Origin of the sequence: Corynebacterium sp. KPL2680, assembly GCF_040225675.1 — a bacterium.
Taxonomy (GTDB): domain Bacteria; phylum Actinomycetota; class Actinomycetes; order Mycobacteriales; family Mycobacteriaceae; genus Corynebacterium; species Corynebacterium rhinophilum.
In genome coordinates, this window is the sequence record NZ_JBEHFM010000020.1 from 1 (window position 1) to 11,088 (window position 11,088).

13 protein-coding genes, 1 tRNA gene and 1 pseudogene are annotated in these 11,088 nt (G+C 54.3%); 10 read left to right on the forward strand and 5 right to left on the reverse strand.

Translation table 11 applies throughout. The annotated features are described in order from the left end of the window. From ABRP66_RS09445 to ABRP66_RS09485, 9 genes and pseudogenes are all read left to right on the forward strand, one after another. A partial coding sequence (locus ABRP66_RS09445; protein WP_349838615.1) for an integrase core domain-containing protein occupies positions 1 to 283 on the forward strand: 283 nt, incomplete at its 5' end. 40 nt (positions 284 to 323) lie between these two features. Further along, a pseudogene (locus tag ABRP66_RS09450) lies at positions 324 to 1,098 on the forward strand (IS256 family transposase); the annotation flags it as partial. A 199-nt stretch (positions 1,099 to 1,297) separates the two neighbouring features. Further along, positions 1,298 to 2,074 (forward strand): hypothetical protein, encoded by a 777-nt coding sequence (locus ABRP66_RS09455; protein ID WP_284770832.1) that lies wholly within the window; start codon positions 1,298 to 1,300, stop codon positions 2,072 to 2,074. Positions 2,075 to 2,088: 14 nt separating this feature from the next. Further along, positions 2,089 to 2,271 (forward strand): hypothetical protein, encoded by a 183-nt coding sequence (locus tag ABRP66_RS09460; protein ID WP_284770833.1) that lies wholly within the window; start codon positions 2,089 to 2,091, stop codon positions 2,269 to 2,271. Beyond that, entirely contained in the window at positions 2,268 to 2,708 is a 441-nt protein-coding gene (locus ABRP66_RS09465) for a hypothetical protein (protein WP_349838616.1), read from the forward strand. Before ABRP66_RS09460 ends, ABRP66_RS09465 begins: the two co-directional genes overlap by 4 nt. Before the next feature lie 4 nt (positions 2,709 to 2,712). Beyond that, positions 2,713 to 3,102 (forward strand): trypsin-like serine protease, encoded by a 390-nt coding sequence (locus ABRP66_RS09470; RefSeq protein WP_349838625.1) that lies wholly within the window; start codon positions 2,713 to 2,715, stop codon positions 3,100 to 3,102. 496 nt (positions 3,103 to 3,598) lie between these two features. Next, positions 3,599 to 3,907 carry a transposase gene (locus ABRP66_RS09475; protein WP_023022502.1) on the forward strand — a complete coding sequence of 103 codons (309 nt, stop codon included), beginning with the start codon at positions 3,599 to 3,601 and terminating at the stop codon, positions 3,905 to 3,907. Positions 3,908 to 4,828: 921 nt separating this feature from the next. Beyond that, the gene (locus tag ABRP66_RS09480; RefSeq protein WP_349838617.1) at positions 4,829 to 6,982 is read left to right on the forward strand and encodes a copper-translocating P-type ATPase; all 2,154 of its coding nucleotides are present in this window, start codon (positions 4,829 to 4,831) and stop codon (positions 6,980 to 6,982) included. 90 nt (positions 6,983 to 7,072) lie between these two features. Next, on the forward strand, positions 7,073 to 7,558 hold the full coding sequence (locus ABRP66_RS09485) for a MarR family winged helix-turn-helix transcriptional regulator (protein ID WP_005276035.1): 486 nt from the start codon (positions 7,073 to 7,075) through the stop codon (positions 7,556 to 7,558). Here the strand turns inward: ABRP66_RS09485 and ABRP66_RS09490 are convergent, their stop codons facing one another. Both ABRP66_RS09490 and ABRP66_RS09495 read right to left on the reverse strand, forming a co-directional pair. After that, positions 7,559 to 8,107, reverse strand: a complete 549-nt coding sequence (locus ABRP66_RS09490) for a DNA-3-methyladenine glycosylase (RefSeq protein WP_284770836.1) — start codon at positions 8,105 to 8,107, stop codon at positions 7,559 to 7,561. It lies immediately after the preceding gene. Then, entirely contained in the window at positions 8,107 to 9,009 is a 903-nt protein-coding gene (locus ABRP66_RS09495; RefSeq protein ID WP_284770837.1) for a polysaccharide deacetylase family protein, read from the reverse strand. The genes ABRP66_RS09490 and ABRP66_RS09495 overlap by 1 nt, the downstream gene beginning before the upstream one ends. A gap of 168 nt (positions 9,010 to 9,177) precedes the next feature. Between ABRP66_RS09495 and ABRP66_RS09500 the strand changes: the two genes are divergently transcribed. Beyond that, a tRNA-Ala gene (locus tag ABRP66_RS09500) sits at positions 9,178 to 9,250 on the forward strand. Positions 9,251 to 9,303: 53 nt separating this feature from the next. Here the strand turns inward: ABRP66_RS09500 and ABRP66_RS09505 are convergent. The 3 genes from ABRP66_RS09505 to ABRP66_RS09515 form a co-directional block, all read right to left on the reverse strand. After that, positions 9,304 to 9,777: a GNAT family N-acetyltransferase gene (locus tag ABRP66_RS09505; RefSeq protein WP_005276043.1), complete on the reverse strand. Its 474-nt coding sequence runs from the start codon at positions 9,775 to 9,777 to the stop codon at positions 9,304 to 9,306. A 35-nt stretch (positions 9,778 to 9,812) separates the two neighbouring features. Further along, positions 9,813 to 10,016, reverse strand: a complete 204-nt coding sequence (locus ABRP66_RS09510; protein ID WP_005276046.1) for a hypothetical protein — start codon at positions 10,014 to 10,016, stop codon at positions 9,813 to 9,815. 119 nt (positions 10,017 to 10,135) lie between these two features. Further along, entirely contained in the window at positions 10,136 to 10,876 is a 741-nt protein-coding gene (locus tag ABRP66_RS09515) for a hypothetical protein (protein ID WP_284770838.1), read from the reverse strand. Between the last annotated feature and the right edge of the window lie 212 nt (positions 10,877 to 11,088).

Genomic DNA, 11,088 nt, shown 5'->3' on the forward strand with positions numbered 1-11,088 from the left:
CTCACAAGCCTTTAGGAGCTATTGCTCGTCGTTGGGTGTGCGCCAGTCTATGGGAGCGGTAGGAACGAGTGCGGATAACGCCCTAGCAGAATCGTTTAACGCCACGCTCAAGCGGGAAGTCTTGCGCGATAGGAAAGTTTTTGACAGTCCGATCTCCTGCCGTCAGGAAGTCTTCCGGTGGTGCATGCGCTACAACACGCGCCGGCGGCACTTCTGGTGCAATCTTGTAGCGCCGGATGTCTTTGAAGCCGAGACTTCAGCTACACTGACTAAAGCAGCATAGCTAACCCCCGACGTGTCCACTTTCCGGGGGTCAGGCCCATGCGTTGCGCATTAAAGTCCGTGACGGTGGCAGGGTTGTCAACAAGTCTGCCTATATGGCTATCGGCGTGGATTTAGATGGCATCAAGCACATTTTGGGCCTATGGATTGCTAAAGAAGAAGGCGCATCGTTTTGGGCACATGTATGTGCCAACTTATCTAACCGTGGGGTCAAAGACGTCTTTATTGTCTGCTGTGACGGGCTGAAAGGCCTACCAGAGGCTTCTAGAGGCAACCTGGCCGAATTCCATGGTACAAACCTGTATCGTGCACCTGATTCGCGCCGCGAACCGGTGGGTGGCCTACGGGGATCGCCGCGCTGTATCAGCCGCGTTGAAGAAGGTTTATACGGCTACTGATGAATCCACGGCAGAAGCAGCGTTGAAGGAATTTTCCGATTCTGAACTGGGTGTGAAGTACCCTCAGTCGGTCAAGGTCTGGCAGGACGCATGGGATAGATTCGTGCCATTTTTGCAGTTCCCACCAGCAGCCAGAAAGGTCATCTATACGACGAATTCCATTGAGTCGTTTAACAACCAGCTGCGTAAAGCCACGCGTAACCGGGTCCAATTTACTAATGATGATTCTGCGTTAAAGACGCTGTGGTTGATGATCTGCACTATTGAAGACAAACGAGCCTTAAAGAGGGCGAAACAAGGCAAACGGGCCTCAGCTACAGCCAGCAGGCTCGTGGAAGGAGCACGAGTATCCGGCTGGAAACAAGCCATCAACCAAATGGCCGTGGCCTTTCCCGACCGCTTCGACAAATACCTATAAACCTAACCCCACACACAACTTGACACGCTCCTATCATATTATATATTTTGCATGTTAACGTCGGAAAGCTATTGAAATTGCCCTTTCTATTTCTGACAGTTTTCTATTTCTGACAATTCTGCAGATTTATGATCTAAAACGGGTACCTTCCGGCGATTTCCAATAGTCACTTCACGTCAACGAGCCAGGAGAAGGTATCATGTTGAAATCTGCTTCCAAGATTATGTCTTTCTTTGCAGTCGGCACCATTTTAATCGGTTCAGCTTCTACTGCTGCCGCTGTCGATATGCCACATAAGGAACCTAATGCTTCAAACAGTACTTGTGCAGCGTCGAATGGCCCATCCAACACGAAGGACACAACCCAGTCTCCAGACAAAGCAGAACTTCTAAAAGAAGCTAAGGGAAATGTCAGCAAGGGAAAAATCCATGCTCATGGTGGCGTCGATCGCCTTGATCTCGACAATACAAAGGTTACGACGGTAAAGAGTGATGACGGAGAAAGCTTTGATCTCGTTACTGTGCCTTATTCGAACGAGGGAGAATATAATTACCTCAGTAACATAACCGTCGCCTACAAGACGGAAGATCACTCCTCTCCAATTGGCCAATCGGAGACGCTTTATACAAAAGGTTCTCACAACAAGTTTAACGTCCAGGTGTTCAAGGATGATCAGCTTGTTAAAGACGAAGGCCTTGACATTGACTATGTTGACGGAGCCACCCTCCAGGCTAATCAAAATGTCCCAATGGCCGATCCTGACGCCCCTGAGCTACAGGGCTGGGGAGAGAAGACCGCATGCATTGGTGCCATTCTTGGTGTTAATGGAGTGGTTGCTGGACTGATCGGTTCGACTTGTGCAACGGCCTGTGGCGTAGAGCCTATCGGCGCGGCGGTATGTGCAGCCTGCGTTGGAGGGATTGCCACCCTCGGCACCGGCGATATCGCCGGTGTCGTCGAATGTTTTAAACTTTAGTTGAGGGGGGCGGAATGAAAGCTGCAATTCTTTTCTTCGGTGCTTTTTCTGCGGCGCTGGTCGTTGTCCTGCTGCCAAGATGCTTTGACGATCCTAGTTCCTTAGAGATTGGCGCCATAGCATTTTTTTCTTTGCTGTCCGTCGGCTTTTTGATGTTGGCGAGAGCCATGAGTGCTGAGCGGTCTGGCAGGAAATGACTGGCTCTCTGCGCCACATAATGCAACTAGCGTTCCACTCACCGCTGCTACCTGTTCTTTTGGTATTTGGCTCCCTTTTTATAGGGATGAAGTTTGAAAGTACTCTGTTGATGGATAGCGGTCGAGAGGGACTTCCTGCTGAAATGATTTCTCTAAAATCTTCGAGCAAAGTTGTGCAACAAGACGACAGGGTTGGACAACTTTGGATAAAAGAATCGGAGGAAGCAATGAAAAAGCGATGCACGGTCAACCACCTGAGAAATGGTTTTTGGATAACCGCACGTCACTGTGTCCAAGGACTCAATGGTCAGAATGCTTCGGGATTCATTAGGCAATATGACGGTCAAAGTGCGAAGGTGGAAGACGTGTATACTAAGGGAGAAACAGAAGATGTTGCATTGATTAAAGTTTCTGACGGAATTACTGCTGATTTCTGACGGAATTACTGCTGATTCATTTGAGCTACCCACAAAGTCCTTAACCTTTAATGATGAAGCGAGCTTGATAGGGTATGGGGGATACCATGATTTCCCCTCCACAGCTGAGGTTCGTGTAGTTGCGTACTATGATAAGTACTCATTTGAAGCAGGCAGCTTTTCCAACATTCTCCAGAGTGTTGCTACTACCGACGCTTGGTCGTGCTCTGGAGACTCCGGCGGCGCGGTATACTCCGGAAACACTATTTATGCTGTTCATACAGCAGGAGGAGCGAATCCCACTTGCCAAGACCGTAGGGGTGGGAAGATGTGGCACTCAGATATCTTCCCGTATGCTGATTGGATTAATTCCCTTATGAAGGAGACGCAGGATAGCAGTGAAAGTTACCGTTAATCTTGGGAGGATTCTCCTTTGGGGACAAAAAGAGCGAAAGATGCCAAGATAGTTAGAGCGCATGTTTCGGACTTATGCAGATTGGGTTTAGATGGATCTAGTTTTCCACCTAAACCCAATCTGCATCTTTTTGCGAACTTAGTTTCACGGCTGTGCTTATTTCCGGCAGGCTGACGGTTCTTAATTCTTGACTTCCAGTGACAAAGGAACTTCCCTAGTACTTCTCGTTGTTGGAAGCATTGAAGAAAAGCCACCTACGGGGGTGTGGGAGTCGTGGCTTTTTGCTTTCCTTCTGTCCGACTATGTGCCGGGGAGGTGCGCTGCGGACACCCAAAAGAGAGTGTCTAATGGTTTGTGTGTGGGTTCGGGATTATAGGTGTTTGGCGAGGCAACCTCCTAATGAACCAACACCTTCTCCGAGCCGGACTGAGGTTACCCTCGAGTAGTGGACACCCTATTAGTACGGATCTTGTGTCCGTAGGAGAGGATGTTCATTGTGAGTTCGTCAAGGAAGAAGTACACCCCGGAGTACCGGCAGGAGGCCGCCAGACTGGTCATTGAGTCTGGGCGCCCAATCGCTCATGTGGCTAAGGAAATTAGCGTATCAGCCACAATTTTAGGCAGGTGGGTCAAACTTGAGCGGGAACGCCAAGGCTCGGTAGATGGCCGCAGTGATGCCGATATACGAGCCGAAAACGCTCGCCTGCGTCGTGAGTTAGCTGAGGCCAAGATGGATAATGAGTTCTTGTCAAAAGCCACCGCCTTCTTCGCTGCGAAGCAACGCGATCGGAAAAATTTGAGCTAATGCAGCAGGAGAAGGCGAACTACAGCATCAAACGAATGAGCAGGTTATTTGGGGTTGCCCGCAAATCGTGGACACGTTGTTAAGCTGCTTAACCCCTAAGCAGCTTAACAACGTGTCCACGATTTGCGGGCAACCCTAGGACCCAAAAACCGAGCCTGGCACTGTCACTGGTTCAGAGATGCAGAAGGCACAGATGCACCATTCCGACAGACTCGACCCCTTCTCATTTCGAGATCGCCCCCGCTCTCAGCGTTAAGGCCCTAAAATGGATAACTGTTTTGGGATATGAGTCCGGCCACCATCGTTATGTATGGTTGCCTTCTATTTGTGACATTGGCGCTGATTCAATTGTTCCGACACATTTGCTGGGGACTATCCGGTACTTAAAGCAGACTTTTTCGAACTAGGCAAAATTGTTTAGGTTGGCGAAGAGGAAATTGCAAGTGCAAAGGCACAGGCCGTCGGAGGGTTTGAGTTACTATAAAGATTTAATTGAGCGCGCCAAGGAAAGAATCTGGAGCAATAAGGATTTCCCTTTATCGAAATTCTTGTAAAGCTCTGTTAAAAGTTAACCAAGCGGGTTCCGCTGCTTTATTGAAATCTGCTAGGCGTGGGATCTTTTGCCCAATAAAGACTGTGGGCACGTAGTCCCTTATGACGCCACCTGAAGCGCGTTAGATTTTCTCATCTACTCAAACGGAGCAAACCTAGGACATTTCACGAGACAACCTCAGCAACACTTTCTGTCGTTTAAGCTGAAAGGACTTTTCGGTAGTTCCACTTCACCTCTCATGCGAAAATGGCTCCTTCCGTTCTTGTAAAATATACCTCCCCGGGGTATATGGTGGGGAGAGTAACCATCACTGTGTTCCACCGAAGCTAGGACTCCTCATGGTGCAAGGAGGAGAAGAAAGGAACTTCATGAGTACTTCTCACCAACACGGTGAGCATTCCGGTGCTCACCAGGCCGCGGAAGCGGACCATACGCAACACACAGATCATGGCGGTCACGAAGAACACTCCCACGGTGACCATCACGGTCACGGTCACGGTCACGAGCACGGCCACGGACACGGACACGGGGAGCACGCGGCGATGTTCCGCAGCCGCTTCTGGTGGTCGCTGCTGCTATCGGTACCGGTCGTCATCTTCAGCCCTATGGTCGCAGAATTGCTCGGCTACGGCGTACCCGAATTCACTGGTTCATCCTGGATTCCCCCGGTGCTCGGCACCATCATCTTCATTTATGGCGGCACGCCGTTCCTGCAAGGCGGCTGGTCGGAACTGAAATCCCGCCAGCCCGGGATGATGCTGCTTATCGCCATGGCCATTACCGTGGCGTTCGTTGCCTCATGGGTCACCACCTTGGGTATTGGAGGATTCGACCTAGATTTCTGGTGGGAGCTGGCCCTCTTGGTCGTCATTATGCTGCTGGGCCACTGGTTGGAGATGCGTGCACTCGGCGCGGCCTCCTCCGCTTTGGATGCCTTGGCAGAACTTTTGCCTGACGAGGCTGAGAAGATCATCGATGGGCAGACCCACACCGTGCCAGTCTCTGAGCTGGCGGTGGATGACATAGTACTGGTTCGCGCTGGGGCGCGGGCGCCTGCCGATGGCACCATTGTTGAAGGCTCAGCCGAGTTCGATGAATCCATGATCACCGGTGAATCCCGGCCCGTCTTCCGCGATAAAGGTGAGCGCGTGGTCGCCGGTACGGTAGCTACAGCCAACACCGTCCGCGTCCAGGTAGAGGCCATCGGTGGGGATACGGCCCTGGGTGGTATTCAAAGCATGGTCGCCGAGGCGCAGGAATCTTCCTCCCGCGCCCAAGCCCTTGCCGATCGCGCCGCAGCGTTGCTCTTCTGGTTCGCGCTGAGCGCAGCCTTCATTACCGCGGTGGTCTGGTCCATTATCGGTAGCCCAAGCGACGCCGTGGTGCGCACCGTCACCGTGCTCGTCATCGCTTGCCCCCACGCCCTCGGTTTGGCTATCCCACTGGTCATTGCGATCTCTACCGAGCAGGCCGCACAGTCTGGAGTACTCATCAAGGAACGTATGGCGTTGGAGCGCATGCGCACTATCGACGCCGTCCTCTTCGATAAGACCGGCACCCTGACCGAAGGTGCGCACGCGGTCACCGGTGTCGCAACCGTTGAGGGCATCAGCGAGGGGCAGCTGCTAGCAGTGGCCGCCGCGGCCGAGGCCGATAGTGAACACCCGTTGGCCCGCGCCATCGTCAAGGCAGCCGAAGACCACGCGGAAGCATCCCAGGAGCAGCTGCACAGCTCCGATTTCAGTGCTGCCGCCGGTCGTGGAATCCAGGCCACCGTCGATGGGGCAGAGGTCCTCGTCGGTGGACCGAATATGCTGCGCGAGCTAGAGCTTGCCACCCCTGGGGTTTTCGATGCGCAGGTTGAGGAGTGGTCCCAACGCGGCGCGGGTGTCCTGCACGTCGTGCGCGATGGTCAGATCATCGGTGCTCTCGCGGTTGAAGATAAGATTCGTCCCGAATCCCGCGCGGCCGTACAGGCCCTCCAAGAGCAGGGCGTCAAGGTTGCGATGATTACTGGCGATGCCACGCAGGTCGCCGAGGCCGTTGGCGAAGAACTGGGTATTGACGAGGTTTTTGCCGAAGTCCTGCCGCAGGACAAGGACTCCAAGGTCACCGAATTACAAGAGCGCGGCCTGGCAGTGGCCATGGTTGGCGATGGCGTCAACGACGCCCCAGCCTTGGCCCGCGCGGAAGTCGGCATCGCCATTGGCGCCGGCACCGATGTCGCCATGGAATCCGCCGAGGTGGTGCTCGCCAGCGATGATCCGCGGTCGGTGCTTTCAATGATGAGCTTGTCGCGCGCTAGCTACCGCAAGATGATCCAAAACCTAATTTGGGCATCTGGCTACAACATCATTGCCGTGCCCTTGGCGGCAGGCGTACTCGCACCCATCGGTGTCGTGCTCTCCCCGGCGGCCGGTGCGGTATTGATGTCGCTATCGACCATCGTGGTGGCATTCAACGCGCAGTTATTACGCCGAATTGAACTGGACCCAGCACGCTTGGCACCCACCAGCCACTAGGTGGAGGAGACCAAGCTCGAATAAGTGGTACGGGGCTCCGGATACTTGGGATTATTTTAGAATTGAAGTCCAGTTGCTAAAATAATCCTCATGACCGAGCGGGACGACTTTTGGCTTGAAGAGGATGAACTAGCAGCATTCATGTCCCTGATGAGCGTGAATGTCCGGCTCACCAATATTCTGGACGCGCAGCTCCGCGATGACGCCAAGCTAAGCTTCTTTGAATATACGGTGCTCTCACGGCTATCAGAGGCCGAGAACCATGAGATGCGCATGCGGGATCTTGCGATTACCGCAAATGGCTCCCTGTCCCGCCTGAGCCAAGTTGTCACCCGCCTGGAGCGCCAGGGCTGGGTCGTGCGGCGTCCTTGCCCCAATGATGGGCGGACGACGATGGCGCACCTTACCGATAGCGGCTGGGACAAGGTAGTAGAAACCGCCCCGGGCCACGCCAAGCAGGCCCGCCGATCCGTTATCGATAATCTGACCCGCGCGCAGATTCATCAGATGACCCAAATTAATGAGCGTATCATCAAAGCCATCGAAGCCGATGAGCGCTATGGCGGCCGCTATTAATCACTTTTTGGGATAGCCGCGGCGGACGGAGACGGTCTTATCAAAGGGAATCCAAAACCGCAGGGCCGCTTCCTGGTTTTTGGAAATACCAATTCGCGGGCCGCGCACCCATTCCGGTGCAGACTCGCGCTCAGAAAGCTGCACTGGCAGGTGGTTATCCTCCAGCGTTGCTCCCAGAGCTTTTCCGAGGTTCCCGGGGCCGCGGGCTAGGTTATGAAAATCGCTGGTGCCGCGTCGTGCAAAGGCGGTATCGATCCCAGATAGCACCTCACCGCCGCGCAGTAGGCACCCTTGGCCCACGCCTTCGGGCGCGCACACGATATTGACATTGCGGTGGATGCCGTAAGAGGCATACACGTACAGCCGGCCGGGTGGGCCGAACATGGCGGCATTGCGCGGGGTTTTCCCACGAAAGGTATGGGCGGCGGCATCGTCCGTGCCCAAATAGGCCTCGACCTCCGTAAGGCGAATGCTCACCCCTGCGTGCGTGATGACGCAGCCAAGGAGTTGCGGGGCTACGACATCAGCAGTGTGGGAAAAGTCAATCATTAACGGGAGTAGTAGCGTTTTCCGTCTACCGGGGTACGCAGCAGTTCATCGAGGCTGACCGGTTCCAAGCCCTTGGCGCGCAGGCCGTCGATAACGCACTCGGCCGCATTGACGGTGGTCGGGTGAATATCGTGCATCAAGACGATGGAGCCTGGGTTAGCATCTTGGACGGCGGCATTGCAGACGTGCTGCGAGTCGCGGATCTTCCAATCCAAGGTATCTACGTTCCATAGGGCCTGCGACAAGCCCTTATCCCTGGCTACCTGGTCAACCGTCTCATTGGTGGCACCGTAGGGCGGGCGCAGCCACTTTGGATCCTGCCCGGTGGCATTGCGGATCGCCGCGTTGCCGGCGTCGATATCTTGGGCAATATCGCCGTAAGCTAACTGGTTGAGCTGGCGATGGGTCTTGGTGTGATTGCCAATGGTGTGACCTTCTGCCTGCATGCGCTGGAGCGCCTCGGGGTATTGGTAGGCGTGATCCGCTAGCACCATGAAGCTGGCGTGAGCGTTTTTTGCCTTAAAGGTATCCAGGAGCTGGTTGGTATAAGGACTTGGGCCATCGTCAAAGGTAAGGGCCACGCAATTCGGGCAATCGACGCCGTTGCCCTGTGGCTGCGGGGCTGGTTGCGGTGCGGCCCCAGCTTGGGGATCCGGTGCGGGTGCAGCCTCATTCTGCGGCTCGTCTTGTGGCGCTACCGAGGAAACAAGATCCTGTGCCTGCGCGCGGGTGCTGTCGATGCGACTTTGAATATCGGTCTGAATCTCAGAAACCGCGGATTGGATATTTGGTTCTGAGGACCCAGCTACTTTCGGGGTGCCTTCGAGGAATTGCGCATTGGCGCAGGCGGGAAGGGCGGCAGTAGCGAGCACGGTGAGTGCGGAGGTAAGAAGACGACGCATACTTTTCCTAGGAACGAGGACAGATGGGCACGATTAGCCAGCCTACTCCACTGCGAAGGTAATTATGGATTAAACGCGTGTGATAAATGTGATAGAAGTAAATCAGTGTGCCGCGGTGTCTTCGGCATTTTTGGAATGAGCGGCTACAGTAGTAGAGTACAAGCCACTGGGGCATTAGCTCAATTGGTAGAGCATCTGCTTTGCAAGCAGAAGGTCAGGAGTTCGATTCTCCTATGCTCCACAGGAAAAGTCCGGATTCTGGTTAAAGAATCCGGACTTTGGTCATGTATAGGGTTATAAAAAGCGCTTGACCATGATGTAATGCTCGGCGTACACACCTACATGCTCGAAGCCCAAGCGTTCATAAAGCCCCTGCGCACGCGGATTATCGGGGTGGACGGCCAGGGAAATACCGGGCGCTTTGAGGGTCTGGGCGAGGGAAATGGCGGCATCGATAAGCGCGGTGGCAATGCCCTGGCCCGCAAAGCGGCTTTCTACCGCGATGGCAAATTCTGGGATGGCCGGTTCCACGAACCCGTAACCGTGATTGTCCTCGGTACCCCAATTGAGCCACACCCCGCCGGCGGGCACGAGGTCCTCCCAAGCGATGAAACCTCCCTGGTTGGGCTCCCAATTTTCCACGTAAAAGGAAAAATCATCGGCAAAACCGGAAGAAAGCTCGCCTCGTTCATCACCGAAGGTATCGGTCAGGAAGTTGAGGCGAGCTATATAAGTGCGATCGGATTCTTGTGTCGCGCGAATTTCCATAATCCCCAGGATATATGAAGAATCCGCCGGGCTAGTTAAGCCAAGTGATAGTTATGCACGTCCGCGCCGTTGAACTCGCGCATTTCACCGGATTCGTCAACGGAGCGGAAGGTAGCGCCGTTATCTATGGCAAAGCGGAGGTTATCCACGCGCGGGGAGGGATCATCGGTTACTGGGCCTGCGGGGAAATAGTACGTTGAACCGTCTTTGAGCTTGACGGTGAGAGACTCAAAGCTCATTGTTTATCTCCTTGTAGAAAGCCTTAATGGGTGAATTCAAGCAGGAGATTTTTGAATAGGCAAAGCAATGAGATCTAGGCAACGCCTAGTGCACCCCCACGGCGGGGGTGCGAGAGGAACTACTGCTCGTCAGATTGCAGGCGGTGCTTGCCCTCACTTTGGTGGTCATCCGTGATCCGGCTGGTGTCTGCCTCCTCTGCGGCGGCCTCTTCTTCCTCGCGGTGCTTGGCCAGCTGTTCATCGATGGAACCCAAGAGCTCTTCATCGCGCACGGCACCCTCTTCAGCGAGGTCCGAATCGTTTTCGGGCTTAGCTTCGCTAGTGGAGGTGTAGACCAAGGTAGATTCTGGGGCTGTGTTTTGGGTGTTACCGCGGTAGTCATCTACGCGCGGTGGGGTCTGAGAAGGCTTGTCATTGGAGCGCAGCCAAGCGTAAATCGCACCGGTTGCCGCGGCGAGCAGGGCAATGATTCCGGCAACAGTCCAGAACTTGGAAGACGTCTTGTTCTTCTTGGTCTGCTTCTTTGCAGCCTTGGTGGCCTTCTTCTTGGCCTGCTTGCGGGCCTTTTTTGCCTTCTTGGTGGCTTCCTTTTTGGCCTCATCGAAACGCTCGACGGCGTCTTCGCGGTAGTTATTGAAGTCCTCTAGTGCGCGCTCGAGGCGGGAGTGCGCGGCCTGGGTAACGGCGCCTGCCTGCTTGCGGGCCTCATCGAAGGCGCTATTGTCTTCCTTTTGCATCTGTTGGGCAGCCTCTTCGAGGGCGGTATAAGTTTCGCGGGACTTTTCTTGCCGGTAATCGCGCAATTGCTTCCACATATTGGAACCGGTCTTGAACGCCATTTTCACTACGGTGGGGTTCATTGGTGCAGGTGCTCCTTAGATGAGATTTATTTGTCTTTTCCATCCAGCATAGTGGTCAGCCTGACACCCCACCACTGTTTTGGCGGGGGATTCAGGGGTGGAAGCACCCATAAAATAGACCGCTTGGTTCAGAATGGAGGATTAATATTCACGTCGATTTTGGCTAACCGCGCTGTTTATGGGCCTGCAAAGGTAATACCATTAGCGTCGCG